Here is a 26,732-nt window from a genome sequence, read left to right as displayed (position 1 = left end):
TTATCCCTCTGCTTCTATTCTCTGAATGGACGATCTTCGTTGATCAAGATCGTTTCAATTTTTTGTCCATGACCATTTTTATCAATATCGATCACACAAGCCGATAATAGTGACCGGCCTTCTTCTACTACTTCAAAGCGGCGCGGCAATGCCGTCATAAATTTCTCAATGACCGGTTCTCTTTTCATTCCTAAAATACCGTCGTATGGTCCTGTCATCCCGACATCAGTTAAATAAGCGGTACCTTTTGGCAAGATTCGTGCATCGTTTGTTTGAACATGTGTATGGGTACCAACTACGGCTGAAACACGGCCGTCTACAAACCAGCCCATCGCTTGTTTTTCACTCGTCGTTTCGCCATGAAAATCCACAAAAATATAAGGTGTGCGTTTTTGTGCTTCTGTGATCAGTTGATCGCCAATCCGAAAAGGATCATCCAAGTCTGTCATAAATGATCGGCCTTGCAAATTGATGATCGCCAGTTCCAAATCGTTTACTTTAACATACAAATGACCTTTGCCTGGTGCACCCGCTGGAAAATTCGCTGGCCGGATCATTTTTTTTGCATCAGGAATAAAATCAAAGATTGCTTGGTTATCCCATGTATGGTTGCCCATTGTAACAACATCTACACCGTCTTGTAAAAATTTCTTATAGATTTTTTCCGTGATTCCACGACCCGCAGCCGCATTTTCTCCGTTGACGATCGTCAACTGTGGATGGTACTTCTTCTTTAGGCGCGGTAAATAATCACTCAATACTTGCCGACCTAAAGAACCGACAACATCCCCAATAAATAGTAAGCGCACTTTTTTTCCCCTTCTCTAGTTAAGCATCTCGTCTTATTATAGTTGTTTTCGCTTAAAATTAAAAGATTCCCTTATCTAGTCGGACTAGAAAAAAATTTAGCAAAAAATTATTGCAATCTTTTTTGTTTCTGTTATAATGATTAAAAATTAATTACAAAAAACATAGAGGGAAACAGTAGATTTAGCATAGGATTCTCAGAGAGCCGTTATTGGTGGGAAACGGCAGTCCAACCTATTTTGAACATCATTCCTGAGTCAATGTCGATAAGTAGAACATTGTGGCTGCCACCATTATCCGGCTAGCAGATAGCTGTCATCGTCTGCGAAAGAGTAAAACAAAAGGTGGTACCGTTCATTCAAGAACCCTTTTTTCCGATATCGGAAAAAAGGGTTCTTTTTTTATTTATTGAAACGTTGTTGCACTACAAGTAATTAGTTGCTATTTGAGAGGGGGGATTTTTTTGGAAGTTGATATTTGCGACATTCAGAACAATTTGAAAAATTTGGGAGGAACTATCTATGATGGAAACAACAAAAAAAGTCTCTTGGAAGCAATTATTCGTATTAAGTTCATTAATCTTCGGCATGTTTTTTGGTTCAGGTAATTTGATTTTCCCCGTTCATTTAGGACAAATGGCGGGCGGACATTGGTTTGTATCCGCATTGGGTTTTGCAATTTCTGGTGCACTCTTTCCTTTATTAGCCATTCTTGCAGTCGTCGTAACTAAAAGTGATGGGCTTTATGATTTAGCACGGCCTGTTGGAAAAACCTATGCGGCACTCTTTTTGATCCTTGCTCATTTAACCATCGGCCCCTTCTTTGGTACACCAAGAACGGCAGCAACTGCATTTGAAATCGGTCTGAAACCTTTCTTGGCTGAAAAAAATTGGGGACTTGGCATGCTATTGTTCTCAGCCGCTTTCTTTGGTCTCGCTTATTTCTTAACTATCCATCAACATAAATTAGTCACTTATATCGGAAAATATTTGAACACGATCTTCCTTGTTTTACTGGCAGTCATCTTTTTGATCGCTTTCTTTCATCCAATGGGCAATTTGACACATTCAGCAACAGCTAACTACGCGCAACATCCATTGACTAATGGTGTCTTAGAAGGTTATAACACTGTTGATGCAGTGGCTTTACTTGCACTTAGTGTCACTTTCGTCCACGCTGTCAAGGCGATGGGCTTTCATAAAAATGAAGCACGGGTCACAGCCCAAGCTGGTATCTTCAGTGTTTTATTAGAAGTTTTGATCTACTTTGGTTTAGTATTAGTCGGCGCGATGAGTCTGAATCGCTTTGATCTTTCTGATAATGGCGGGACCGCGTTAGCTCAAATCGTTCATTATTATTTATCTGATTTTGGTTCTGTGTTCCTAGGAGTCTTAGTCACATTAGGCGTCTTTACTACTGCAATGGGATTACTTGTTTCTTTTGCTCAAGACTTCCATAAACTATTCCCGAAAGTAAACTACAAAACTTGGTTGCGTATCACAACAGTCGTTTCCTTTGTCGTTGCGAATGCAGGATTGGATCGGATCATCCAATGGTCATTGCCCGTATTGATGCTATTATATCCTTTATCATTAGCTTTGATCTTATTATCTTTGACAGCCCGCCACTTCGATAATCATCCATTTGTTTATCAATTGACGATTGGTTTCACTTTACTGCCAGCCGTTCTAGATATGCTTGCGAATGCACCAGAAATGATTGCCACTCAGCCGGCGGTTCAAAGCGTTCTTAGCTTGTACCATCACTATTTACCATTTGCTTCTTTAGGCTTAGGTTGGATCGTACCAACATTGGTCGGATTCGCAGTCGGGTTCTTATATGTAAAAGCGATGCCGCTTGCTGCTTTAGAAACAAACAAATAAAAAACTACGCTGACACTCTTCAGGTATAAAAACAGGAAATCTGAAAATGATCGGTTCTATTTCAAAACTATTTGCTATAAAAAAGGGGCTGCGATAACTGTCGCAGCCCCTTCTTCTGATTAACGAACCAAATCTAATTTTTTTAATGCTTTATAAATTCCATCTTGATCATTTGTATCTGTCACAAGATTCGCCGCTTCTTTGACATGTGCCGCTGCATTTCCCATCGCCACACCTGTTCCAGCTAAATTCAGCATCTCGATATCATTATTTCCATCACCAAAAGTAATGATATTTTCTGGCTTGATTCCGACTCTTTTCGCTAACGCTAAAATCGTTTGCGCTTTTGATCCTGGATTAGGAATGATGTCAACGCTGTGTTCATGCCAACGGACTAAGCGAAATTCTGGAAAGGCTTCTGCAAATTCTGCATCTCTTGATTGATCATAAAACGCACAACCTTGATAAACTTCATGTTGAGCGAAATAATCAGCATCATAATCCGGTGCTTTTTGACCAAAAGATTCCATTGTCTCTAATACTCTCGGTTCATCAAATCTTGTCACTCGTGCAAAAGAATCTAAACCAAACAAGGCGATGTCGACCTTGCGCTCACTAGCAAAATCAAGCATGCGGGTCAAGACTTTACGATCCAACGTGTGTTTGTAAACTTGTTCATGATCAAGAAAAGCTGCTGAACCGTTGCAAATGATGTAATTTGTACAACCTAGTTGATGGATCACACTGCCAGCCAATAAACGCGAGCGTCCCGTCGCAATGATCACCAAATGACCTGCTTGACGCAGTGCCTTCAATGCCTTTACGGTGCTGTCCAATGGTTTTCTTTGACTACTCAATAAGGTACCGTCAATATCTAGTGCGATTAATTTTCTTTCCAAAATTTATCTCTCCATCTATATGTATTTGCTGCCCTCACGCAGGGCCAACTTACTTAATGAATGCTGCTGCATAAAATTTCTTACCCAATCAGGATTCACTTTGCTATAATCCCGCAATGCCCAGCCGATCGCTTTTTGGATAAAAAATTCATCCGTCGTCAGATCTGCTACGATTGCTTGTGCTAAAAGCTCCGTATTCGTTTGTTCCTTAAACATCAATTGCAAATTGATCGCCACTCGTCGATACCAAAAATTCTCATGCCGATAAAAAAAACTGTAGACTTGTTTCAATTCCGTTGGATGTGCAAGGACCCACGTCGAGTAAACTTTGCGCCACGCATCGATACTGTCCCACCAACTTTTTTCAGCTAGTAATGGAAGCAACGCGGCTAAATCAGTTAGTGAAAAACGCGCGATGTTCGTTTGCGCTAAGTCAATCGCATAGTACTGATACTCGCGTTCGGGTTTGCGATAGTTGCGGAAAATCTCTTGGATCAATGCAGGCACCGGTAAAGCCAAGCTTGCTTTTAAATACGGACGTTCCAACAATGCCCGTTGCGGTTTTTTGACCCCGCAAAAAGAAAAATGATCTTTCATATAACGAGCCATCGGTCCCGCATTTTCAGCTTGCATTGGAAAAATCAAAACATCCATTGTACCGCTCCTTCATATAACTGTTGGACAAAGATTCGCAGACCTGCACTAAAAACAATCGATCAAACAATCAAAGAATTTTTAGTTGATTTCTATAGTCGAAAAAAGCTTTCGTTTTTTTCGACTCTCAACAATTACCACATTTTTTTCAAAAAAGCAACACCCGAACTTGACTCTGCTTTGGTTTATCCGTTATACTGACATCTGTGTAAAATAATGCAGCAGAAGAATAATAACCCGTCCCCAGTTCGTTGCCAGTATTGGTTCAATTGCGTAACCGCGGCTGCGAAGGCGAAGATTGAAGAACGAACTACACGGATATGAATTTTTCAACGGATTATTTTACTCCAAAACAATTTATTGGAGGAATTTTAAATGTCACGTTATACAGGACCATCATGGAAACAATCTCGTCGTCTTGGTATCTCATTATCAGGAACAGGTAAAGAATTAGCACGTCGTCCATACGCTCCAGGTCAACATGGACCAAACAGCCGTGGAAAAAAATCTGAATACGGCTTGCAAATGTCAGAAAAACAAAAATTACGTTTCATCTACGGATTAAACGAACGTCAATTCCGTAACTTATTCGTACGCGCTAGCAAAATCAAAGAAGGTAAACACGGTGTTAACTTCATGATCTTACTAGAACGTCGCTTAGATAACGTTGTTTACCGTCTAGGTTTAGCTTCAACTCGTCGTCAAGCTCGTCAATTAGTTAACCACGGCCATGTAACAGTCGATGGAAAACGTGTTGACATCGCTTCATACGAAGTAGAAGTTGGCCAAGTAGTTGGTGTTCGCGAAAAATCTAAAAACATGGTTACTGTGAAAGATGCAGTTGAATCAGCTGTTGGCCGTCCTGCTTTTGTAAGCTTCGACGCTGAAAAATTAGAAGGTTCATTATCTCGTTTACCAGAACGTGATGAAATCAACCCAGAAATCGACGAATCATTAGTCGTTGAATTCTACAACAAATTAATGTAAGATTTTTTACACGACACGCAAGTCCTTAGCAATAAGGATTTGCGTGTTTTTTTGTTTCTAGCTTATTGACGTATGCTGTCTTATCAATGATAATTGTCATGTAAAAATATTTGTAAATTTCAATGAAAAAGAAAAGGGTGGAGAAATGAACTATTGTCCAAATTGCGGGTCGGAAGTACGAGCTGAAGCGAAGTTTTGTCCGACGTGCGGCTACAATTTAGAATTGGAGGATTCGCTCGATGCAGATCATACAACTGAATCGTTTGTTGCGAATACCCCAGACACGTTTAAACTTGAACTTGAAAAAGAAGAAGGTTTGAATATCACTCGGGCTGAAATAAAAAAACGGGCGCAAGAAAAATTATCCGGCAGATATGGTGAATGGTGCAAAACGATCATTTTACTGATTGTTGCGAGATTCTTAGAAGGATTTCTTTTCCAAATCGCTTACGTCAATTTCTTCGTCAATGGCGTCTATCGTTTAGCCGGTCTATTCACGCCTTATGGTGATTACGGCTATGACTACGGTTATGGTTACAGTGGTTTTTATTCTGGCTTTTCATTATTTTTGTGGTTCTTAGTCATGATCATTGCACTCGTTTTACTTTTTTTGATCGCAGCTCTAGCTACCGCTGTCTTGCAATGGTGTGCGATCCATACACTTAGAGGCAACCGAGCTGACGGCTTAAAGATTTTTTCTTATTTTATCAAATCACAAAAAAATCGCGTGCTGAAAGCCAATGTCTTGATTGCAATCTTTACTTTCTTATGGTCCTTATTATTCGTTATCCCCGGAATCGTAAAAACAGCATCTTACGCTATGACGAATTACTTGTTAGAAAAAGATGACAGTCTAAGCGCTTCTGAAGCGATCTTATTGAGCCGCCAAATCATGCACGGCTACAAATTAGAATTCTTGATTTTACGTTACTCTTTCTTCTTCTGGAATATCGTTGCACTCTTCCAACTGACGAATTTTTATGTGATGCCTTATCAAAATGTGACAGAGATCCAATTTTTAGATACCCTTTATACCCATTACGTAGAAAAAACAGCTGCATAAATCAAAGACGTCGACTTAACTACAAGCCGACGTCTTTTTTATTTATTTGTTTTTACTTGTCTATTTTGATAAATCTGTTTGAAGACATAAATCGCAATAAACAGTGCGAACATGCTCAACAAAACAAACATAATCGTCTTTGTACTGCCTGTTAAATTACTGCCGACATAAGAATACACAATAGTCGCCGGCAGTTGCCCGATTCCTGTCGTGATCAAAAACGGCAGCGGCTTGATTGCGGTCAAGCCAGCGGCATAACTGATAAAGTCAAAAGAGATAAACGGCAGCAGTCGACAAATCAAAATCGTATGTTTGCCGTATCGATCAAAATACTCATCTAATTTTTCCAACGAAAAGTTTTTATTCATTTTTTCAACAATGTCTCGTCCAGCAATCCGAGCGATATAAAAACAAAGCAGCGCACCAGCCATCGCGCTCACCCATGAGAGCAATGCCCCTTGCCACCAACCAAACACTGCCGCATTAGCAAAGGTGATCAAAAAAGCCGGCAGCGGAGCAATGACCGATTGGAACATCATCAATAAGAAGGAGATCACAACCGCCCAAACTCCAAAGGAACGTAAATAACCGATAATACTTTCGACACTCATTGAACGGAACAACATCATAACTTGTGTAAGCTTCGAGCGGAACGCCGGCACAAAATAAAAACCAAGCACCGCCATAAGGATCGCAACGACTAACAATATCCGCGCCAACGTTCGCTTATTAATTTTAGCCATGATTATTCAACATCCTCAACTTTTGCCCAACGATAATAAGAGCCATCATAGTTTTTCACTTGTTTGAAGCCGCACATATCCATCACTAATTGCATATATGCTGAACGAATCCCCGCTGTACAATAGGTTACGATCTTATCCTCTTTAGTTAAACCAGCATCCTCAAAAAGTTTTGTTAACTCTTTTTTATTTTTTAACGTACCTTTGCTAGTAAACAAATCCGTATAACGAATATGGATCGCATCAGGTAAATGCCCGCCTTTTGCTTCGCCATACAAAACTTCACCGTCATATTCTTTATCTGCTCGCACATCGACAACTTTATAATCAGCATAGTCTGCTTTTAATTCATCCGTCCGAATAATGTGTGTTTGATCGATCGAATCGATTGCAACATCGACAGGTTCTAGTTTTGTACTTTCCGTAGCAGTCTTCAAATCGGCTTTTTTTAGTGCCGCAAATCCGCCATCAACAATTTTGACATCCTTATATCCAGCTGCCAATAATTCCCAAGCAATCCGTCCGTCATCGCCCCAGCCTTTTTGTGCGTTGGCGAATAATACGATCTCTTTATCCATAGCGATTCCTTTTTCGCCTAACCGATCGCTTAACTCAGCCGGTTCTGGAATCAAGCCCCATTGTTCATCGCCAGAGGCTCCTTCTTCAACCAATGCCAAATTTTGCCAGCTGATTGCTGTCGCACCTTTGATCGTTCCTTTACTCGCCGCTTCTTCACCCCGCGCATCGATCAAAATAATATCATCCAAGTTCTTTTCCACATAATCCGCGTTAACAACGTATTCCCCTGTAAATGCTGTCGTTTTTTTAGTTGTTTCGGTGGAATCTGTTGCTTTACCACTGCCACAGCCAGCTAATCCCAATGTAGTCACCATCAATAGTCCAATAATAATTTTTTTCATTTTCTGCTCCATTCATTTGTCATTTTTAAGCGCTTAAATTCTCTGCCATTGCAAAAAAATAGCCTCTTTCTGCCGAACGATTTCTAAAAGTGAAACTAGTCACATTACTAAAAACAAAACGTTGACGAGGAGAATTTAAACTTTACATACCTAGAAACTCTAAGACATTTACACGATCACCGTTGAAATTTCATAATTCTCCTCCTCTGTTTTCTCCCATTTACTCAAGTATATAAAACACTTCTGCCATTTACAACCTGATTTCTTTAATTAAAAAACAGGAAATTTGCTCAAAGCAGAACAGCTCCCAGTACAATCTGGGACAGTCAAAAAAGCGACTGGTTTCGACACTTTATTTTACAAACTATAAAATTTAACTTTACAGTTTGTTGATCCTCCTTTATACTTTCGTTAACCAAAATATTTAATTGAGTTAACAAGGAGTGAAGCAATTGAAATTAAGTAGTCGAGAAATCGTTTTAGCCGGATTATTTGCGGCAGTCATCAGTGTTTTAGCACAATTTACAATCCCATTTGGTCCGATCCCATTGACCTTGCAAACTTTTGCTGTCGGATTTGTCGTGACCCTCTTAGGAAAAAAAACTGGAACGATCGCGGTCTTAGTTTATTTATTGATGGGAATGATCGGTTTGCCAGTTTTAGCTGGCGGTGCGGCGGGAATCGCTAATTACTTTGGACCAACTGGCGGTTTTTTAGTCGGATTTATTTTCCAAGCCTATTTCACCGGTTGGATGATCGAAAAATTCGGTTTCAATTATTTCTGGTCGCTGTTTGCGAATATTATCGGTGCTTTTATTACTTTGATTTTCGGTTCATTGTGGTTAAAATTTGGCGGCAGTTTAGCCTGGGATGCCGCATTTTCAGCCGGAATGATTCCCTTCATTTTACCCGGCATCATCAAAGCAATCGCCGCCGGTTACCTCGGTGTCTTGATTGGCAGAAGATTGCCAATCACAAAAAATTCTGTTACCAAATAGAATTACTCGCTGAATTATCCAACACCTGCACAATATAAGCTAAACGAACCCCTCCAAATTTTTTGGAGGGGTTTAAACCCGTTATCCTATTCTTTCTTCTAAGTCAAAAAAAATTTGATTCCCTTGTTGAAAAATAAACATCTGCAATCAACTATATCCTCCCGCTAAAAGAATTAGTTTTCCACTGGAATAAACTCTGCCTGAATCGCTATTTGGTAGATCGGTATTAGTTGTTCATACGTTTTCAGCATGAATGCTTGGGCTGCTGTTGGCTTTTTCCACATTGGATCTTCTTTTTTGATGATTCGGCCGATTTGGAACTCCCCTTTTTTCACATCTCGAAATCTTATCAACAGTCTTTGGAGATTTTCTGGTGATAACTCCTCGATTTTTTCTTTCGTGTGATCGCCTGATAAAACAAAGTCTGGGGATAATGATTCAAACAACGGCTGATTGTCTAACAACATTTGTGCGATAGCACGTTCATTTTTTGGTTGATCAATGCAAGATAGCCACATAAAGACATACTCGGAACCGATCCCTAATTGAAAATGTGGCTCCATCTTATAGCCGCGCTTTTGCCGGCTTAAGGCTGACCATGTATTTTCTGGGGGATACGTCGTGCGGCGGCGATGCTGTGCGATGTGGATAAATAATGGTTCATCCAGTAATGGTTCGAGCTGTTGTTGAAAACTTTCATTTAGTTGTCGAAAAGTCGGTTGGATCACTTGGCGAATCGCCGCCATTCGTTCATCCAATCCAGCGACTTCAAAAACTTCGAAACTTTTTTCATTAAACATATGATTCCTCCTGATTCTCAATGATCTGCTGTTTTTATTTTACAGTGAAGCCTTTCTAAACAATAATTTTGGTCGATCGACTGTCTCCTATAGCGATTTCAAGCCAAAATTGGTATGCTTAGTTATGTGTTCGTTTGCACTGCTTATAAATACAAGTTTAAGATTACTTGAGAGGTTCTTTCTTCAGTAGTCGGTTTTAACTAGAAAACGATTGACTTCTTTGGCTATTTTAAAGAAATTATTTCCCTCTCTTTGTTAAATCAAGTATATTATATAAGTAGCCATTTTATTATTGGAGATTCAGAAATTTATTTCTGAGGAGGATAACACGAATGATTTCAGACGCAGTAGGGTTCGAGAAAAAATTTCGTTTAAAAGAAGATATAAAATTTGAACAGTATAAAATCATGCTCCCAAAATTGCGGGAAAACGATTTAATGATAAAAACTTCCGCGATCTCTATCAGTACCTTGGACACCCAGATTCGCCAAACGATCAAGGGTGCTAAAAAGCCGTACATTTTAGGCTTTGGCGGTGTAGGGATCATTACTCGGTTAGGAAGTAGCAATCCGAGACTGAACGTTGGAGACCGCGTCTTATACGTCAACCGAGTAGGCAAATACGGCAGTTACAGCAACTTTCAAATCGTGGATGTCCGTTCAGTCGTAAAACTGCCGGACTCATTTCCTACCGATGAAGCCGCGGCTTTTTCCTACAGCTTTTTCTTAGCTTTTGAAGTATTATTCAACCAGCTAGAATTGATTCCCCATCCAGGCAAAAATCAAGGGAACCTGTTGATTTTAAACACATCCGATGGACTAGGTGCTACGATCATTCAATTGGCTAAATGGGCTGGACTGAAGGTCGCTGCTACAATCAATAAAAACAATTCAGAGATTTGGATCAAAAATATGGGTGCCGATGTCGTCTTCTCACAGTCGACCCATTTATCGCGAGAATTGGCTAACGCGGAAATGACGCCTGTTGATTATGTGATCAACTTAGATACTGAAAAAGAAAAAAGTTTCGAACATCTAGCAGAATTCAAAGATACCGCCAAAGTTCTCCTCTTACATTTTGTCAAAAAGAAGACGAAAAACTTTGATCCAGACTATCTGCATTTTTATTGCCAAGAATTTCTAGAAGCTTCTTTTGCAACAGAAGAAGGCATCAATTATTCACGAAAAGCGATGGAATTATTAGTTTATTTATGGGAAAAAAATCAGTTAAAATCTATTCTGACTGCCCAATTAAATGGGTTTTCGGATAAAAATTTCTACGGCGCACACAAACTGATCGAAAATAATCCAAATTTCCGGCATCTTGTTCTAATAAATTGATCAGATCTCATTCAAATGAATGAGATTTTTTTCGTTAAAAGCAAATTTTTCGTTAAAAAGCTTAAATCAGCTGTTTTTTCGAGTTTTTTATCCATTTATTGAAAAAAATATGAATTTTTTTGGACTTAACATTTGCTAATTTTTGGAAATCAGATTAAGATATAGAATGAAATTTTCATTTTTTGTTTTCATTTTAAATATTTTAGGAGGTTTTTATGGATTATTCATTGACTACTCGGTTAGCGGCTGAGTTCTTTGGGACTGCTTTGTTAGTAATGCTCGGAAATGGTGCAGTTGCCAATGTTGATTTGAGAGGTACAAAAGGTTACGGAAGTGACTGGATGTTGATTGCAGTAGGATACGGATGTGGGGTTATGATTCCTGCAATGATTTTTGGTGGTATCAGCGGCAACCACATCAACCCAGCCTTTACAATTGGTTTGGCAGTTAGCGGTATGTTCCCATGGTCGGAAGTTCTTCCTTACATCGTCGTTCAATTCATTGGCGCGATGGTCGGCCAATTAGTCGTAGTAGCCAGCTACAAACCCTATTACGATCAAACAGAAGACAAATTACACGTTTTAGGAACATTTTCAACGATCAATAGTGTTGGTTCTAAGTTCAACGGTTTTGTCAATGAGTTCTTCGGTTCATTTATTTTATTCTTTGGAGCACTTGGTATTACGAAAGCACCATTCTTCCAAGACAATTTAGGAACTGCTCATTTAGCTTTAGGTTTCTTAGTTTGGACATTAGTTGCATCGTTTGGTGGACCAACTGGACCTGGTTTGAATCCAGCTCGTGATTTAGGACCTCGTATCTTGCATGCGTTGTTACCATTGAAAAATAAAGGCGATTCACAATGGAGTTACTCTTGGGTACCAGTACTTGCCCCAATCGTTGCTTCAATCGTTGCGATCGCTTTGTATAAAGCAATTTTTATTTAAAGACTTTAACTGCCGCAGATTTTGCGGCAGTTTTTTTGTTCAAAAATTTTTTATCCCCTACAACTTTTCTGCTTATCCCCTCTTCTTTCATCACCAATACGTTAGTGAAACAAAAAAACTGCAGCCCTCAGTCAAGGCTGCAGTAAAAATTATTTACTTAAAAACGTTAACGCATTCTCAATTAAATGTTCCACCGTTGCTTTTGGCATAACGGATAGAATATCGGTGATTTGTGGTGCTGATTTACTATCAGTAAAGACAACGTTCAACGGCATATACAGCTTACGGCCTTTTTGTCCCGTTTCTTTTTGAATCACTGACAAGATCGCTGGATAATCCACTGGATCTGGTGCGTTCTTCAATTCAGCTGACATCACAGTCAAAATTTGTTTTACGCTTTCGCTATCAAATTCTGCTAAGTCGGTATAAGTGAACGTCACTTGGTTCGCATTTTTGATAAACAAGATTTTTTCCATGAACGTCATCAACGTTTTGGCTTCTGTATGATAGATGTCGACTACTTTTTTGATAAAGTCAGTTTCGTTTTCGATACCAATAGCTTTTAGTTGTTCAGCTGCATCTGTTTCTGCTGCATCGACTAACGCAAGGATCCGTTTCGTCAATTCATCGACAGAAAGTTTTTTGATGTACTCAGCATTGGTCCAGTCTAATTTCTTTTGATCGAAGTAAGCAGGCGAGGCTGACATCCGATTGATATCATAAGCTTCGATCAATTCATCGCGGGTAAATAATTCTTTTTCCCCAACTGGCGACCAGCCAAGAAAGGCGATAAAGTTCAATAATGCTTCATTCAAATAGCCATATTTACGGTATTGGCTGATGAATTGCAATGTATTTTTATCACGTTTACTTAATTTTTTATGGGTATCTAAGCTGTAAATCAAAGTGATATGGCCAAACAATGGTTTAGGAATGCCTAGTGCTTCGTATACGGCGATTTGTTTTGGTGTATTCGCAATATGGTCATCCCCGCGCAACACATGTGTGATCTTCATTAGATAGTCATCAATAACTACGGCAAAGTTATACGTTGCCATTCCGTTACTTTTTTCAATAATGAAATCTCCGCCGATATTGTCTGAGTTAAATTCAACCCGACCTTTGATCATGTCATCCCAAGCATAGATATGATCTTCAGGAAGATGCAGACGGACTGTTGGTTTGCGGCCTTCAGCTTCGGCTTGTTTGATTTGTTCTTCTGTTGCTCCATACCAGCGACCGTCATAATGCGGCGCGATTTTAGCTTCGATTTGTTGGTCATGTAATTCTTTTAGTTCTTCTTCAGTCGCATAGTCTCGATAAGCAAGACCAGCATCTAATAATTGTAAAACAAATTTATGGTACAAGTTCACACGATCTTTTTGATGGTAAGGGGCAAATTCTTTTTTAGGTTTATCCGGACCTTCGTCCCAGTCGATACCCAACCAATGAAGATTCTCCATCTGACTTTCTTCGCCATGGGGTACATTGCGTTTTAAGTCAGTATCTTCAATCCGCAAAACCCAAGTGCCGTTATAATGTTTTGCAAACAAGTAGTTAAACAACGCGGATTGCGCATTGCCTAAATGTAAAAAGCCTGTTGGACTTGGTGCGTATCTCACTCGTACGTCGCCGGTAACTTCTACTTTTTCTTTTTTCAATTTGATTCCCTCCATTTTAAAAGTCCTGATGATAGTTACGTTATCAGGACTTTAATAACAGTAGCTATTATAAATTAAGATGCGTGATGAATCAAATGATTCCGATTTAAGTCGTCGATTGCACGAGTCAAATCTTCAATGAAATCATCACAAATGGCCATTGTCATTGATGGGCGAACAACAATCCGACTGATCGTTACATCGTCGAGACTGACTGGAAGTGGATAAGCTGGTACTTGCCAACCGTATTCTTTCAACTTGTCTTCTAGATCATAAAGATTCCAAGTCAATTCAACACTATCCGCAATTTTCCAGCAATTGATAGGTAATTGTGAACCATCATTGATGATTTCAAAAATTCCTAAGTCTTTCAATTCTTCGTTGATTCGTTGTGACACGCTGCGTACATTATTCATGATCGCAGTAAAGCCTTCACGACCAAAGCGAATCATGTTGTAATATTGCGCAACGATGTGTGCTCCGCTATGTGAGAAGTTGATAGCGATTGAATCTACGCTGCTGCCTAGATAAGGAACTGAAAAACGCATTTCTGCTGGTAAATATTCTTCCGTATTTTCGCGCCAAACAATCCAGCCGATACCAGGATAAACCATCCCGTATTTATGCCCTGAAACGTTGATTGATGCCACATTTTTCAAACGGAAGTCCCATGGTTTGAAGCCATCAACAAATGGTGCAAAGAAGCCGCCAAATGCTGCGTCGACATGGATTTTGATTGGTAATTTAGCAGTTTTGTTGTATTCAGAAACTAGTTCATCTAATTTTTGAATATCATCTACGCGGCCAGTGTAAGTAATCCCTTGGATCCCTACGATACCAATGGTGTTTTCGTCAACATAATCCATGACGGTGTCAGTATTTAATGACATATGGTCTTCATCCATTGGAACTTCCCGCATCTCGACATTCCAGTACGTACAGAATTTTTCCCATACAACTTGGAACGCTGAGTTGATGACTAAGTTAGGTTTGTGTTCATGCAAGTTGTCGATATCTAATCCGGCTGCTTTTGCACGATGTTTCCAGCTGTGTAACAAAGCAAGTCCGCCTAGCATACAACCTTCAGAAGAACCTACAGTCGAAGTTCCGATAAAGTCGTTATACAATTTTTTGCCTTCACCGATGTTCCACATATGAGCAACCATACTGATTGTATAGTTTTCCATTGCTGTGGTTTTTGGATATTCTGATTTGTCAATCGCATTCGTTTCAAGTGAACCTAACATCAAGCGGTCAGCTTGTGGTTCCATTTGAGTTGTACAAAATGTTGCCAAGTTTTGGTCTGCTTTGGCTTCGTTCAACCGAATATGATTGACGAGCGTCTCGGCTGTGTCAGGGTTCATACCCTCATCAGGTAAAAATTCTTTAGGCATGCTGCGAGCAGCTTCTTTGCTTCCTAAAAATGAACTTTCTAAATAATCTGTATGCATGTTAAAAATCTCCTTAGTTATAATAGAGGAATTAAAAATCCTTATAATACTATTTTTTCAATAAAGTCTGATTTGCTTAGTGAGCAGGATGGTGCAAATTTTTTTCTGCTTTATCATGGTGATGCAATGTCCAGTTTCCATGGAACAAATACATGATAAATGGAATAAAGAAGACGACAATGAACGCTGTCAATAACAAAGTCAGATACGTATGTTTTTGATGCATGTTGTATGCAGCTGGTGGGAAGAATGTTACGACAAATCCGAAAGCTGACAATACAAAACCTAGAACACCCATGATGACACGCATTACTTTAGATTTTGCTGCACGGAATGTGCGATTCAAATCATCATGTTTGAAAACTAAAACTAAATAAGTAACGAACATCAGCATATACATTAAGGTATACAATGCAACGGTCAAACTCATTGCTGTTTGGAATGAAAGATTTGATTTATCTCCACCAGCACCAAAGGTCAACAATGCAGCCATGATTGAAACGATCACACCTTGCAAGACCATTACGTTTGTTTCAACACCGTAAGCATTGGTTTTAGCAAAACGTTCTGGTAAGTAGCCTTCTTTAGCGGCTTCATACATGCCAGCATTTGGTCCAACGACCCAGCTGCTGATTTCACCGATGATCCCGATAGCAAGCAATAAACCAATCAAACGTTCAATAAAGACAACGTTGATTCCTGGAAATTGTTGAACTAATGCGCCATAAGCGTAGACAATCCCTGTACTCAATTGGATCTTCGCATTTGGAATCGTTGCGGCGATTGAGATTGTTCCGATAATATCAGAAACAATCGCACTGATCGCTAAAGCTAACATAACTTTTGGATAGATAGATGGTTTCTTCAAATCTTTTACGTGTGTTGCTGATCCTTCAGCACCGGCAAAAGCTAAGATGAATGGTACGAATCCAACTAAAACATTTCCGCTCCAGCTTGATGGTAAGATTGTATGCGGATTGATTTTGATCAACATTGGATTTCCTTTAACTAAATAGGTAATCGTTAAAAACAATAATAGAAAGACTGGAATAATAACGCCAATCGTGAAACTCCATTGAGCGATTTTCCCGGTGATCTTTGTTCCATGTTGTTGAGCGAAGATCAGGCCCCATAAGATGACCATCATGATAAGGAATTTGAACAATGGATTTGTATTAATGACTGGAACATTCAAAGTAATTGATAGACAGCCAATGATGAAATACATCATTGTACACATACCAACGGTAATATGGATCCATTGATAAAATAGTGCAGACCAACCAAGACGTTCGCCGATCATGTGACGACCCCACGTAAAGATTCCGCCTTTGCTCCAACCGTCGACTGAAGCCATTTCACCAGCAGTACGTGTTACGGGAATAAACCATAAAACACCGGCTAAAAATAGGAAGAACAAAGCTGTTGGTCCTTGTTTAGCGAAGGCTGCAAATCCGTACACCGTCATGACCATCGAAGTAGTCATTGAGAATAGTTGAACACCGGTGAGCTGATTATGCTCGCTCAAAGAAGCGTTCTTCTCTTCGTTATTCATTTGTGACACATCCTTTAAATTCTTTGCAATCGAAGTGCGCACTTCCAGACTACAGCCATCATATTAGCCTTTAAAAAATCAAAGTCAAACGCCCCTTCAGCGTTCTATTAGAAGATTTATTAAAAGGGATTCTGTCATCGTAATGGAAGAAATCCTTTAATAATCACCACTTTCTCTTTTATTTCGTTCTTAGCTAAAAGGGTTTTTTAAGAAAAAATAAAAAAGGTCCAAATTATGCAAAAAAACGCCGCAAATTTTTGGAACCTCTCGCTTATTCTTTTCATTAAATGATAATCTTACTTAGTTAAGCGCTCTATAAAGGAGAATCTTCGCAGAGATCTTTAAATGAACTACCTTGTTTTGCTTAATCCCCCCTTAATGAGAGCGGACTATACTTTGTGTCTGAAGGAGTGTTACGCATGAGCATCGATCTATTATTAGATTTTGAGAGTCAGGCGCTTTTTTCTATTTTTACTTATTTAAAAGAAACCCCCGGCTTTCACGATATCAATGAGATTTCAGAACAAGTGGGCTTTGAGAAACGAACGACCGCAAAATATTTGGAACGGCTGGCTGAGCTTTCCGATGAGGTGGAAAACCGATTCGGCACCTCTCCTCTTATCACTTCTGAACGGAGCTACCAAATCATTCAGAATCATTATACCCAAAACAAAGAACTGTCTTTGGCGATCTATCATATCTCAATCAAGATCGATCTATTGGAAGGACTGCTCTTAAATGAACAGAATACTATGGATCGCTTGATGGAAAAATATAACTTGAGTTATTCTACTTTAAAAAAAGATATTTACGAAGTCCGCGATTTCCTTAAAGAATCTGAGATCGAACTTCATATTAAAAACCGGGAACTAGTCTTGTCTGGACTGGAACCGGCGATCCGGCTGTTCTTTTTGAGTTTCTTTTGGCAGCTTTACGGTGGCTATGGTCATCCGTTTAACTTAGAAAATTCTACAGAGAAAAATTTCATTTTTGAGAAGCTTAGTTTTTTGCTTTCGGATCATATCGATCCTATCACCAAACTTCAATACGATTACTTAGTCGACATCACCTTGACTCGCTATTTTACCGGACATAAGATCAAAAACAACGAATTACCGGTCGAGTCGATTTTGATTGGGAATAAATTTGTGCAGCATTTCCACTTCATCACGGAAGAAAATGTTTCTGCTTATGAAAATTTCAAAGATGAGCTGTATTTCATCTTATTGTTCTTGCAATCAAAAATGGTCTTTTACCGAAACGATAAATTCTTTCAAGAACTGAAAAAATATCACCAATTGATCGACTCGAATATTTACCAAGCCAATCAATTCTTTATTCAAAACATCGGTCTGCTCTTCAATCAATTTAATTTTGATTATGACGAACTGGAAAAAGAGCTGTACGTCGTGCATACTCGGCTACTGTTCAAAAGCTTCTACAATCATGTGCCAATCGGTGAATACTACAATCTTTATCCTGAAGACATGGCAATCGTCCAAGAAAATCTTCGCATGCGGCTAAAAAATATCCATTCTCGCAACAGTCTGATTTATTCTCAGCTTGATTACGCGATCTTTCTGTACGCTGCCATAAGCCTAGCTAATGAATTTATGACCGGCTATGAGTTATCGATTTTTATTGATGATTCTCACGGTGAGTTCAATTCTATTTGGTTGAAAAATTTCTTTACTAAAAGCACTCGAGGTCTGGTCAAATTAAATTTTGTCGATCCTAACCGCTTTTTATTAGCCGATGAATCGGTTGATTTGATCATCAGCACAAATAAATTTTTCCCCATTAAGAATGTTCAAAACAAACCAATCCTCTTTTTAGAGTGCAAAGATAAATATGAAGATCTACGAAATTTTCAGGCGATGATTCGAAAAATCATGATCGATAAAACTAAGGCGCTCCAGCCAAATTAAAAATATGTCTAATCTTTTTACAAAAATCTGACTTTTCGTCGTTTTCAAAGAATAATCCGCAAAACAGCAGTTCCACTGACAAAGCGATGGCGATCAAAAAAAAAATTTTATGCTATACTGATTTCAGTTAGTTTCTCTTTCCAAAATCAAACTAACTGACAAAGACGATCGACCGACATATTCGATCGTCTTTTTTTGTATTTATGCAGCTTATCTCTGACCATACAAAAACCCCCGTTTAGAATAAATTCTAAACGGGGGTTTTTCCAGTACCAACAATGTGATAGAAAGGTTCTTCGTCCACTAAGCTTCTTTCCGACACCCTGAAATCCGACAGGTGACTTGCGTCGTGTGCCTCTGGTATCGAAGGATCATCAGATCCACTCGACTCGTCGCATGTGGACTACTATAGCACATTCATTGAAACATTGACACTCATTTTTGCTTGTTCTCATAAATTTTCTCAGTCATCGCGACTGTTTTTAACGTCAATTCTTTCGTTACGACCGGACTTTCTGATTGACCGCGTTTCAAGCAATCATTCACATGATCGATTTCAAACACGAATTCACTCTGTTGTGTGCTGTGTAAAACTTCTGTCTGCCCATCGTGATACTGGATTTCAGCTGTAGCCGTCTTCCAAAAATCAGGAATGACGATCTGGCCTTTCTCTCCATAAATAATTAAGCGCTTCTTCAAATCCAGATCTACTGTTAGAAAAAGGGTCCCGATCACACCTTGAGGAAAGCGTAACGTGATCTGTGCTTGAGCATCCGATTGACCTTCTGGAAAAACTAAAGTTCCTTTGAATGTTTCCGGTGCAGCCTTTAAAAGATGTTGCATATATTCCAATGGATACGTGCCCGCACCGCGAAAAACACCGCCGCCGGCACTCAAATCACGAAACCAAGAAATATGATCGATATTGGGATATGCCATGACCGCATCTAACCAGCGCAGTGTTCCGATTTTACCAGCTTGGATCGCTTGCTCCACTTGACTTGTGATTGGCAAAAAAAGTGATTTTTGTGCTTCCATCAAAAACAAACCGCGTTCTTCAGCAATCGCAAATAATTCTTCTGCTTGAGCAAGTGTCAGCGTAAACGGTTTTTCCAATAAAACATGTTTGTTGTTCAGCAAAGCAAGTTTTGCAACAGCATAATGTGCTTTATTGTAAACCGCAACATAAACGATATCGACCTCGTCGCTTTGACACAATGCTTCATAGCTGCCAAAAGCTTGCGGGATCGCCAATTCTTGCGCCATTTTTTGGGCTTTTTCGATCCCACGTGAAGCGATCGCCGTCACGATTCCGGCTTTGCTTTCTTTGACCCCTTTAACAAAACGAGGAACGACTTGGGCTGTGCTTAAAATTCCGTAACGAATCATTTTTTCCATCTCCCATTTTAAGGAACAAACTTGTCCCCAGTTGTTTTGCTTAAAATACTGTCACCGTCTTATTCAAAATAAATAGACAGACATAGCCGTATGAAGCGACCGACCAAATTTTAAAGAGTAAAATAATTTTCAAATACTCAGAGAAAGAAAGATCCGTCATTCCCGCTACTAAACACGTCAAATCATCTGGCAAAAACGGAATGACAAAACAAACGATCAATAATCTTTTGATATCTTGCGTGTGATCTTGCAATGTCGTCTCAAACTTTTCAAAGTTTTTCTCAGACAATACAAGTCGCGCAAACTTCGGACCAAAACGGCGAATCAATAGGAAAAGACCGATTTCTCCGATCACTAAGCCAACATAACTGTATAAAACACCAGGAATATTCCCAAACATCAACATCCCGACGATCGTCGCAAAACCACCCGGCAAGAAAGGGACAATCGGTTGGATCGCTTGTACGACGATAAAGGCGACAACCGCAAAACTGCCAAAATGTTTGATGAAATGTTGCAGATCAGCAATCGAACTGAACATTCCCGATTTTCGAACATAGATTAATAGTAAAATAAACGCTGCTAAACCGATGACTGGTAAAACTTGGATCACTTTTTGCTGCCACGGCGCACGATGATTGTTTTTTTGATTCACCCTGCCCCTCCTTTGCTGCTTTTTACTAATCATTATTGATAAAACTCCCCGATCTGATCGACATATGGGAGCGATTCTTTTAATGGATAAACGACAAAATCATGCATCATGTCAGCAACAACTTCTAAACGCATTGTTGTGCCTTGACTGTGTCTGACTTGCTCTTGCAAGCGCAACACATCTGGATACAAAATTTCATCCGTTCCCGCCACCACTAATAACTCCCCTAGCCGATCGAAATTGCCGTAGATCGGTGAAACTAGTGGATCTGTTAGAGACAGTCTGCCAGCATAATTTGCGCCAGCTGCGGCTAACAAATCTTTTTCCAGTAAGACATCTTTTGCCTGAAGCTCTTGCGAACGCGGATCGCTCAACGAAGCATCTAGCCACGGTGAGACTAAAGCAATTTTTTTCGGTCGCTTCGGTAGATCGATATCTCGCAAATGCTGCGCCAAACTCATTGCTAAGCCGCCGCCAGCTGAATCACCAAACAAGCAAAAACAATCGTCCGGATATAAATAAGCCAATTGCTGAAAAGCTTTCTTTGTCAGCGGGACGGTTTTTTCCGCGGTATTTTCCGGCGCCAACGGATAATCAAAATAGCTGACCTTTAAATTATAACGCTTCACGAAACGTTCTTGAATCTCTTTATGAAAAGGAGAAGCTTCTAAAGCATAACCTCCGCCATGTAAATATAATACGTGCCGTTTTGTCGGCAGTTTAGGAAATAACGTGATCAGCTGTTGGCCATCGATTTCTGAGATTTTTTGCGGAATATCCGTTTGAGAAAGCTGTCGACTGATCAAATGGCGTCGTCTCGGCGGATCGACCATCGTTGCTCCGACAAGTTTTTTCATATTGATTACTTTAAAAACATTTTTTACAAATTTTGCTGAATAGCGCATCTCCATCCTCCTTGTTGAAATCCTAGACCTTCGCTATAAAAATGACTGAAAACTCTGCTTTGTCCGACTATTTTCAATTGTTTGATCCTGGTAAACAGAATCGCTATCCTCTGAAAGAATTCCTATAAAATCGCGTAGCACACTTCTTTTCATGCTACAATAGATTTAAGAAAAAAAGCGCAATCTGCGTCTTAAGCATAACGGAATCTGCAGGAGGTGTCCACAATCACAAAACCAAATCGTGAATACCTTTATGATAATATTCGCGGTATCTTGATCCTACTCGTAGTCTTAGGACATGCATTGGAATATTTCCGTTTGGATAACATCGTCGGTGAATTTTTCTACGTTTTCATCTACTTGTTTCATATGCCTGTCTTTATTTTTATTTCTGGTTATTTTTCGAAAAATCTAGCCAAAGGTCGTTCCACCGCTGTAGAAACTTTTCTTGTTCCTTATCTATTGTTGAACATGATCTTATCCTTGATCATGCTGGCGATTGGTAAGATCGATGTGTTTACGATCTTGAGCCCCGGATGGACACTTTGGTATTTGTATTGTATGTTCATTTGGCGTTTATTGCTACCCGATCTGGTCAAAGTTCGGCGAATCTTACTCTTAAGTTTTATCATCGGAATTTTTTCCGGCTTTTTGACCGAGTTTGGGACATACATGGCACTGGCGCGAACACTTGGATTTTTACCCTACTTCTTAGCCGGCTATTTCATGGATCGTTCGTTGCTAGAAAAAATCCATCGCTTGCGTTGGCGCAAAGTGATCAGTATCGGGATCATCTTGATTGGACTAGGAGTGGCCTATTTCTGGGTCCAGACCGATCTCCCACCTGAAATTTTGTGGCGTGACCGTTCATTCTTATTATTCAAGTTACCGATTTATCAAAATATTTTAAACAGCGTACTGCTTTATTTAGTTGGTTTCGCCTTTGTCTTTGTTTTTTTGAGTCTAGCAGCGCCCAAACCACATTTTTTTACTTCATGGGGCCAAAAAACGTTAGCAATCTACTTGCTTCATGTCTATTTGGTGGCGCCACTCGTTCAGTTTACCCAATATGTAAAAAATCCACTGCTTCATTTACTGTTATTAGTAGCAGGAACATTTTTAGTTTTATACTTACTGTCCAGACCAAAAGTGGCTACGACTTTGCAAAAGACTATCGCACGAATATTATATTTTATCATGCCAAACGATTAATTTCGATTCCATCATTTTTGATAAAAAAAGGTGACAGAAATAGGCAGCTTCCGGAAATTTCGACTTATTGCCAAAAAAATTTTCTGAACACCTATTCAAAAAAAGGGAGTGACAAGATTCTTGTCACTCCCTTTTGCTTTTATTCAAAACTGCTTTCAGTTAAGCAATCGGTGTAGATTTCTTTAACTGCCGCTTCGTCTAACGGAACATATGCGTCTGTTTTTATCGCGTTATGTGCGACAGCTTGTTTAGCCATCTCATCAAATTTTTCATCATCGATCCCAACTTCTGGTAACGTCATTGGGATACCACAAGCTTTAAAGTAATCATATAATTTTTGAATACCGATCCGAGCCGCCAACATCGGAACTTTTTCTTCTACTCCCCAAACGTTCCAAGCAAAGCTGGCAAATTTATCGACAGTGTCATCGTTCAAGACATACTCCATCCAACGCGGTGTCAAAATAGCTAGCCCCACTCCATGAGTAATATCGTAAAATGCACTCAATTCATGTTCCATTGGATGACAAGACCAAGCGCCGGCTTTACCATTACCAGTCAAACCATTCAACGCTAACGTGCTGGCCCACATCAAGTTCGCCCGTGCATCATAATTTTCTGGATCCTTCAGTGCGATCGGACAGTTTTTGATGACAGAACGCATCAAGCCTTCTGAAACAGAATCTTGGACGTCCGTTCCTTCTGTTCGTTTGAAATAATTTTCGATCAAATGGCTCATAATATCAGCCGAACCAGCTGCTGTCTGGTACTTATTCACGCTAAATGTATTTTGTGGATCTAGGAAAGAAACTTTTGGCAACATCGATTTATTGCCGGTCCCTAATTTTTGATGCGTCGAAAGATTTGAGATCACAGCACCGGCATTCATTTCGCTACCGGTTGCAGCCAGCGTCAAGATCGTTACTAACGGCAATGCACCGCCTTGATATTTCCGACGTTGCAACACTAAGTCCCAAGCATCTCCATCAAATTTTGCAGCCGCCGCTACGACTTTCGCACAATCGATCGTTGAGCCGCCGCCCACTGCCAAAACTACATCGATATTTTCTTTACGACAAATCTCTGCGCCGCGCCGAACGGTCTCTACTCGCGGATTAGGTTCGACTCCTGCCAATTCAAAAATATGAGTATCATTGGCTTGCAACTGATCAATCACTTTATCGTATAAACCGATTTTCTTAATACTACCGCCGCCGTAAACAAGCAACACATTTTTGCCAAATGAATTTAATACTTCAGGCAATTCAGCTAAGCGGTCTTTCCCAAAACGAATGTCCGTCGTCACATGAAAATCAAAATTTTCCATTAAAATTCCTCCTAGTTCCTTCTATCCTTTTATCATAAGCCAAAAATTCACTAAATGAAACTAACTTCCCTTGATTTATTAGTACTGCTGCTAGATTCTGCCAACCAATAATTGAAAAAAATTTTTTCTAAGAAGCTGTCAGATTCAATTCAGCGTCAAAGAATTCAGCGATCTGGTCCATTGTCGCAATTTGAACAAAATGCCGTTCTTCCGCACTGACAAACGTGAGCTTCTTCTGGGGATTTGCTTCAACAAAATCAGCAGTATGCTGATAAGGAATTTTCTCATCCATTGTGCCGTGCCAAAAAAATAATGGCCGATCAGCGACTTTTTCTGGTGACAAGGAGAGATCGTAGCCTTCTAACCATGCAGTCAGCTGCCGGTAATCTTTAGGCAAATAAAAACCTAAATCGCTGGCATGCAGTCGGATCCGCTCACGATACTTGATTGGTGCTGGAGACCCCATCACACAAGCAGCAACATCGATCTCCGGATGCTGCGTCAACAACATACACGTCGTAATACCGCCCATCGAGAGCCCGCCGACACCAATTTTTCCGACTGTTAATCCTAAGTTTTCAAAATAATCGACTAAAAACCCAAACTCATAGAGATTTGTTTGGATACTATCCCAAAAAGTCAAAGAAGGGATCTCAGATATTTTCGTTTTGCGTTCCCCATGATTTGCGGCATCCGGCAGCAACACACGAAAATTTTTAGCAGCTAGCTTGCGTCCTTGCGTCAAGACTAGTTCTTTTGCCGTCTGCCAACCGTGATAATAAATGATCAACGGCAATGGTTCATAAATTTTATCTTCCGCAACAACTTCAAGCAACGGAATATTCCCCACCATCCGTTTACGCACAACAACTTTCATACTTGTCCCCTTTTTCTAGTTTAAAATCAGCTTCCATTCAAGCCTGCTCTTATTCTACTAGTTTTTTCATCATTCAGCACACCTTGTGATTTTTGATAATACTATTCCAATCAATAAACGAACAATCAAAAAACCGTCCTTCAAAAATTGAAGGACGGTTCTATTTTTTAAGCAATGATCGCTTCTAATCCGACATACATCATATCTTTGAACGTGTTTTGCCGTTCTTCTGAAGTCGTTTCCTCGCCAGTAATCATATGGTCGCTGACCGTCATGATCCCTAGTGTTTGAACATTATATTTTGCGCCTAAGTAATACAAAATAGCCGCTTCCATTTCGACCCCTAACACACCATACTCTGCTAAGTTGAAAGTTGATGCTAGATCATCTTTATAAAATGTATCTTCTGATAAGACATTGCCGACATGCGTAGTGAACCCTTTTTCTTTCGCTACTTCATAGGCCTTCATCATTAAATCAAAATCTGCGATCGGTGCAAAGTGGAATCCTGGAAAATGTTTCTCGACCATTGAAGAGCTGGTCACCGCACCTTGAGCAATAATCAAATCACGAACATGGACTGATTTTGATAATGCGCCGCAAGTTCCGACACGCACTAATTTTTTCACGCCGTAAGATTGGATCAACTCTTGCGCGTAAATTCCGGCAGACGGCATCCCCATTCCCGTACCTTGGACAGAAACACGTTCACCTTTATAGGTTCCGGTGTATCCTAACATTCCTCGCACGTTATTGTAGCATTTTGCATCTGTTAAAAAATTCTCCGCGATAAATTTCGCTCGCAACGGATCGCCCGGCAACAAAATTTTATCAGCGATCTCGCCTTGTTTTGCTTCAATATGAACGCTCATTGTATTCCTCCTCAGACTATAAAACGGTTAACGTTTCTTTGATCAATTTTTTGAAATCTTCTTTGACCCGCTCAGTTGTTTCGACTACTTCGGTATGATTCAAGTTTGCTTGCATCCCTGCAGCCAAGTTGGTTATACAAGAGATTCCCAAAACTTTCATTCCGCTGTGAGCCGCCACGATAACTTCCGGTACCGTCGACATTCCCACTGCATCTGCTCCGATTATCCGCGCCATTTTGATTTCAGCCGGTGTCTCATACGTTGGACCTGACATTCCAAGATAAACACCTTCTTGAAGATCAATCGCTAATTTATCAGCAACTGCCCGCGCTTTTTCTTGGTAGTCTTTTGTATAAGCGGTACTCATATCTGGAAAACGCGGTCCCATCTTTTCATCATTTGGTCCGATCAATGGATTCGTTCCCATAAAATTGATATGATCTGTGATCAACATCAAATTTCCTGGCTGGAAGTTTTCATTTACACCGCCAGCTGCGTTAGTCACAACAATCGAATGAATTCCAAGAGCAGCCATTACGCGAACGGGGTATGTCACTGTCTCCATTGGATTTCCTTCATAATAGTGAAAACGACCTTGCATCGCCAAAACATTTCTCCCTGCCAAACGACCGTAAACTAATTGCCCCGCGTGCCCAATCACCGTTGATACTGGAAAATGTGGAATCTCATTGTACGGAATGACGACAGGATTTTCAATTTCCTCTGCTATTTCGCCTAGACCTGATCCTAAAATTAAACCAAATGCGACATCAGCTACCCCTTTGTCTTGAATGTAGTTCGCCGTTTGTTGGATTTTGTCTCGTAAGTCTGTCATAAAATGCTCCTTTTT

General features: G+C 39.9%; 24 protein-coding genes. 8 read left to right on the top strand and 16 right to left on the bottom strand.

Going from position 1 to position 26,732, the window contains the following annotated elements:
- Nucleotides 1-14: 14 nt before the first annotated feature.
- Nucleotides 15-809 carry a TIGR00282 family metallophosphoesterase gene (locus FFM68_RS08895; RefSeq protein WP_137618985.1) on the bottom strand — a complete coding sequence of 265 codons (795 nt, stop codon included), beginning with the start codon at nucleotides 807-809 and terminating at the stop codon, nucleotides 15-17.
- 522 nt (nucleotides 810-1,331) lie between these two features.
- Between FFM68_RS08895 and brnQ the strand changes: the two genes are divergently transcribed.
- The gene (gene brnQ, locus FFM68_RS08890) at nucleotides 1,332-2,690 is read left to right on the top strand and encodes a branched-chain amino acid transport system II carrier protein (RefSeq protein ID WP_137619035.1); all 1,359 of its coding nucleotides are present in this window, start codon (nucleotides 1,332-1,334) and stop codon (nucleotides 2,688-2,690) included.
- Nucleotides 2,691-2,809: 119 nt separating this feature from the next.
- Here the strand turns inward: brnQ and FFM68_RS08885 are convergent, their stop codons facing one another.
- Together FFM68_RS08885 and FFM68_RS08880 are read right to left on the bottom strand one after the other, a co-directional pair.
- Nucleotides 2,810-3,589: an HAD family hydrolase gene (locus tag FFM68_RS08885; protein ID WP_137618984.1), complete on the bottom strand. Its 780-nt coding sequence runs from the start codon at nucleotides 3,587-3,589 to the stop codon at nucleotides 2,810-2,812.
- A 15-nt stretch (nucleotides 3,590-3,604) separates the two neighbouring features.
- Nucleotides 3,605-4,243, bottom strand: a complete 639-nt coding sequence (locus tag FFM68_RS08880; RefSeq protein WP_137618983.1) for a DNA alkylation repair protein — start codon at nucleotides 4,241-4,243, stop codon at nucleotides 3,605-3,607.
- 375 nt (nucleotides 4,244-4,618) lie between these two features.
- Between FFM68_RS08880 and rpsD the strand changes: the two genes are divergently transcribed.
- Nucleotides 4,619-5,230, top strand: a complete 612-nt coding sequence (gene rpsD / locus FFM68_RS08875; protein ID WP_137618982.1) for a 30S ribosomal protein S4 — start codon at nucleotides 4,619-4,621, stop codon at nucleotides 5,228-5,230.
- Between the two features lie 145 nt (nucleotides 5,231-5,375).
- Complete coding sequence (locus FFM68_RS08870) at nucleotides 5,376-6,293, top strand: DUF975 family protein (protein ID WP_137618981.1); 918 nt, start codon at nucleotides 5,376-5,378, stop codon at nucleotides 6,291-6,293.
- A 38-nt stretch (nucleotides 6,294-6,331) separates the two neighbouring features.
- Here the strand turns inward: FFM68_RS08870 and FFM68_RS08865 are convergent, their stop codons facing one another.
- The gene (locus FFM68_RS08865) at nucleotides 6,332-7,036 is read right to left on the bottom strand and encodes a TVP38/TMEM64 family protein (protein ID WP_137618980.1); all 705 of its coding nucleotides are present in this window, start codon (nucleotides 7,034-7,036) and stop codon (nucleotides 6,332-6,334) included.
- 2 nt (nucleotides 7,037-7,038) lie between these two features.
- Nucleotides 7,039-7,956: a sulfurtransferase gene (locus FFM68_RS08860; RefSeq protein WP_137618979.1), complete on the bottom strand. Its 918-nt coding sequence runs from the start codon at nucleotides 7,954-7,956 to the stop codon at nucleotides 7,039-7,041.
- A gap of 452 nt (nucleotides 7,957-8,408) precedes the next feature.
- Here FFM68_RS08860 and FFM68_RS08855 point away from each other — a divergent pair, with 452 nt between their 5' ends.
- The gene (locus tag FFM68_RS08855; protein WP_137618978.1) at nucleotides 8,409-8,954 is read left to right on the top strand and encodes a biotin transporter BioY; all 546 of its coding nucleotides are present in this window, start codon (nucleotides 8,409-8,411) and stop codon (nucleotides 8,952-8,954) included.
- A 173-nt stretch (nucleotides 8,955-9,127) separates the two neighbouring features.
- Here the strand turns inward: FFM68_RS08855 and FFM68_RS08850 are convergent, their stop codons facing one another.
- On the bottom strand, nucleotides 9,128-9,754 hold the full coding sequence (locus FFM68_RS08850; protein WP_137618977.1) for a DUF1054 domain-containing protein: 627 nt from the start codon (nucleotides 9,752-9,754) through the stop codon (nucleotides 9,128-9,130).
- Between the two features lie 332 nt (nucleotides 9,755-10,086).
- Here FFM68_RS08850 and FFM68_RS08845 point away from each other — a divergent pair, with 332 nt between their 5' ends.
- Nucleotides 10,087-11,094, top strand: coding sequence for an alcohol dehydrogenase catalytic domain-containing protein (locus FFM68_RS08845; protein WP_137618976.1), 1,008 nt, complete (start codon nucleotides 10,087-10,089; stop codon nucleotides 11,092-11,094).
- A gap of 215 nt (nucleotides 11,095-11,309) precedes the next feature.
- Nucleotides 11,310-12,041: an MIP/aquaporin family protein gene (locus FFM68_RS08840; RefSeq protein ID WP_137618975.1), complete on the top strand. Its 732-nt coding sequence runs from the start codon at nucleotides 11,310-11,312 to the stop codon at nucleotides 12,039-12,041.
- A gap of 149 nt (nucleotides 12,042-12,190) precedes the next feature.
- On the opposite strand, the gene gltX is transcribed toward FFM68_RS08840, so the two are convergent.
- From gltX to FFM68_RS08825, 3 genes are all read right to left on the bottom strand, one after another.
- Nucleotides 12,191-13,717, bottom strand: a complete 1,527-nt coding sequence (gene gltX, locus FFM68_RS08835) for a glutamate--tRNA ligase (RefSeq protein WP_174784511.1) — start codon at nucleotides 13,715-13,717, stop codon at nucleotides 12,191-12,193.
- Between the two features lie 59 nt (nucleotides 13,718-13,776).
- Nucleotides 13,777-15,153 (bottom strand): glutamate decarboxylase, encoded by a 1,377-nt coding sequence (gad, locus tag FFM68_RS08830; RefSeq protein WP_137618973.1) that lies wholly within the window; start codon nucleotides 15,151-15,153, stop codon nucleotides 13,777-13,779.
- Nucleotides 15,154-15,229: 76 nt separating this feature from the next.
- Complete coding sequence (locus tag FFM68_RS08825; RefSeq protein WP_137618972.1) at nucleotides 15,230-16,708, bottom strand: amino acid permease; 1,479 nt, start codon at nucleotides 16,706-16,708, stop codon at nucleotides 15,230-15,232.
- A 419-nt stretch (nucleotides 16,709-17,127) separates the two neighbouring features.
- Here FFM68_RS08825 and FFM68_RS08820 point away from each other — a divergent pair, with 419 nt between their 5' ends.
- Nucleotides 17,128-18,636 (top strand): helix-turn-helix domain-containing protein, encoded by a 1,509-nt coding sequence (locus FFM68_RS08820; protein ID WP_137618971.1) that lies wholly within the window; start codon nucleotides 17,128-17,130, stop codon nucleotides 18,634-18,636.
- A gap of 435 nt (nucleotides 18,637-19,071) precedes the next feature.
- Here the strand turns inward: FFM68_RS08820 and FFM68_RS08815 are convergent, their stop codons facing one another.
- The 3 genes from FFM68_RS08815 to FFM68_RS08805 are packed head-to-tail and all read right to left on the bottom strand — an operon-like array spanning nucleotide 19,072 to nucleotide 21,594.
- Nucleotides 19,072-20,025, bottom strand: a complete 954-nt coding sequence (locus FFM68_RS08815) for a Gfo/Idh/MocA family protein (protein ID WP_137618970.1) — start codon at nucleotides 20,023-20,025, stop codon at nucleotides 19,072-19,074.
- A 49-nt stretch (nucleotides 20,026-20,074) separates the two neighbouring features.
- On the bottom strand, nucleotides 20,075-20,689 hold the full coding sequence (locus tag FFM68_RS08810) for a TVP38/TMEM64 family protein (RefSeq protein ID WP_244925814.1): 615 nt from the start codon (nucleotides 20,687-20,689) through the stop codon (nucleotides 20,075-20,077).
- Nucleotides 20,690-20,721: 32 nt separating this feature from the next.
- A complete protein-coding gene (locus FFM68_RS08805) occupies nucleotides 20,722-21,594 on the bottom strand; it encodes an alpha/beta hydrolase fold domain-containing protein (protein WP_137618968.1) in 873 nt (290 codons plus the stop codon).
- A gap of 216 nt (nucleotides 21,595-21,810) precedes the next feature.
- On the opposite strand from FFM68_RS08805, the gene FFM68_RS08800 reads away from it, so the two are divergent.
- A complete protein-coding gene (locus FFM68_RS08800; protein WP_137618967.1) occupies nucleotides 21,811-22,806 on the top strand; it encodes an acyltransferase family protein in 996 nt (331 codons plus the stop codon).
- 139 nt (nucleotides 22,807-22,945) lie between these two features.
- Here FFM68_RS08800 and FFM68_RS08795 read toward each other — a convergent pair whose 3' ends face one another.
- The 4 genes from FFM68_RS08795 to FFM68_RS08780 form a co-directional block, all read right to left on the bottom strand.
- Complete coding sequence (locus tag FFM68_RS08795; protein WP_137618966.1) at nucleotides 22,946-24,133, bottom strand: iron-containing alcohol dehydrogenase; 1,188 nt, start codon at nucleotides 24,131-24,133, stop codon at nucleotides 22,946-22,948.
- Nucleotides 24,134-24,260: 127 nt separating this feature from the next.
- Nucleotides 24,261-25,010 (bottom strand): alpha/beta fold hydrolase, encoded by a 750-nt coding sequence (locus FFM68_RS08790; protein ID WP_137618965.1) that lies wholly within the window; start codon nucleotides 25,008-25,010, stop codon nucleotides 24,261-24,263.
- 167 nt (nucleotides 25,011-25,177) lie between these two features.
- Nucleotides 25,178-25,882 (bottom strand): purine-nucleoside phosphorylase, encoded by a 705-nt coding sequence (gene deoD, locus FFM68_RS08785; RefSeq protein ID WP_137618964.1) that lies wholly within the window; start codon nucleotides 25,880-25,882, stop codon nucleotides 25,178-25,180.
- A 16-nt stretch (nucleotides 25,883-25,898) separates the two neighbouring features.
- On the bottom strand, nucleotides 25,899-26,717 hold the full coding sequence (locus FFM68_RS08780) for a purine-nucleoside phosphorylase (RefSeq protein WP_137618963.1): 819 nt from the start codon (nucleotides 26,715-26,717) through the stop codon (nucleotides 25,899-25,901).
- Between the last annotated feature and the right edge of the window lie 15 nt (nucleotides 26,718-26,732).

This window comes from Enterococcus xiangfangensis, assembly GCF_005405365.1.
GTDB classification, from domain to species: Bacteria; Bacillota; Bacilli; order Lactobacillales; family Enterococcaceae; genus Enterococcus_A; species Enterococcus_A xiangfangensis.
Note: the sequence above shows the minus strand (reverse complement) of the source record. Positions and strands in the feature narration are given on the sequence as shown.

What these genes read in the sequence shown, in the direction of transcription:
- brnQ (WP_137619035.1), top strand. Translation starts at nt 1,332, where the DNA reads ATGGAAACAACAAAAAAAGTCTCTTGGAAGCAATTATTCGTATTAAGT.
- FFM68_RS08880 (WP_137618983.1), bottom strand. Translation starts at nt 4,243, where the DNA reads ATGGATGTTTTGATTTTTCCAATGCAAGCTGAAAATGCGGGACCGATG.
- rpsD (WP_137618982.1), top strand. Translation starts at nt 4,619, where the DNA reads ATGTCACGTTATACAGGACCATCATGGAAACAATCTCGTCGTCTTGGT.
- FFM68_RS08870 (WP_137618981.1), top strand. Translation starts at nt 5,376, where the DNA reads ATGAACTATTGTCCAAATTGCGGGTCGGAAGTACGAGCTGAAGCGAAG.
- FFM68_RS08865 (WP_137618980.1), bottom strand. Translation starts at nt 7,036, where the DNA reads ATGGCTAAAATTAATAAGCGAACGTTGGCGCGGATATTGTTAGTCGTT.
- FFM68_RS08860 (WP_137618979.1), bottom strand. Translation starts at nt 7,956, where the DNA reads ATGAAAAAAATTATTATTGGACTATTGATGGTGACTACATTGGGATTA.
- FFM68_RS08850 (WP_137618977.1), bottom strand. Translation starts at nt 9,754, where the DNA reads ATGTTTAATGAAAAAAGTTTCGAAGTTTTTGAAGTCGCTGGATTGGAT.
- FFM68_RS08845 (WP_137618976.1), top strand. Translation starts at nt 10,087, where the DNA reads ATGATTTCAGACGCAGTAGGGTTCGAGAAAAAATTTCGTTTAAAAGAA.
- FFM68_RS08840 (WP_137618975.1), top strand. Translation starts at nt 11,310, where the DNA reads ATGGATTATTCATTGACTACTCGGTTAGCGGCTGAGTTCTTTGGGACT.
- gltX (WP_174784511.1), bottom strand. Translation starts at nt 13,717, where the DNA reads ATGGAGGGAATCAAATTGAAAAAAGAAAAAGTAGAAGTTACCGGCGAC.
- gad (WP_137618973.1), bottom strand. Translation starts at nt 15,153, where the DNA reads ATGCATACAGATTATTTAGAAAGTTCATTTTTAGGAAGCAAAGAAGCT.
- FFM68_RS08825 (WP_137618972.1), bottom strand. Translation starts at nt 16,708, where the DNA reads ATGAATAACGAAGAGAAGAACGCTTCTTTGAGCGAGCATAATCAGCTC.
- FFM68_RS08820 (WP_137618971.1), top strand. Translation starts at nt 17,128, where the DNA reads ATGAGCATCGATCTATTATTAGATTTTGAGAGTCAGGCGCTTTTTTCT.
- FFM68_RS08815 (WP_137618970.1), bottom strand. Translation starts at nt 20,025, where the DNA reads ATGATTCGTTACGGAATTTTAAGCACAGCCCAAGTCGTTCCTCGTTTT.
- FFM68_RS08805 (WP_137618968.1), bottom strand. Translation starts at nt 21,594, where the DNA reads ATGCGCTATTCAGCAAAATTTGTAAAAAATGTTTTTAAAGTAATCAAT.
- FFM68_RS08795 (WP_137618966.1), bottom strand. Translation starts at nt 24,133, where the DNA reads ATGGAAAATTTTGATTTTCATGTGACGACGGACATTCGTTTTGGGAAA.
- FFM68_RS08790 (WP_137618965.1), bottom strand. Translation starts at nt 25,010, where the DNA reads ATGAAAGTTGTTGTGCGTAAACGGATGGTGGGGAATATTCCGTTGCTT.
- deoD (WP_137618964.1), bottom strand. Translation starts at nt 25,882, where the DNA reads ATGAGCGTTCATATTGAAGCAAAACAAGGCGAGATCGCTGATAAAATT.
- FFM68_RS08780 (WP_137618963.1), bottom strand. Translation starts at nt 26,717, where the DNA reads ATGACAGACTTACGAGACAAAATCCAACAAACGGCGAACTACATTCAA.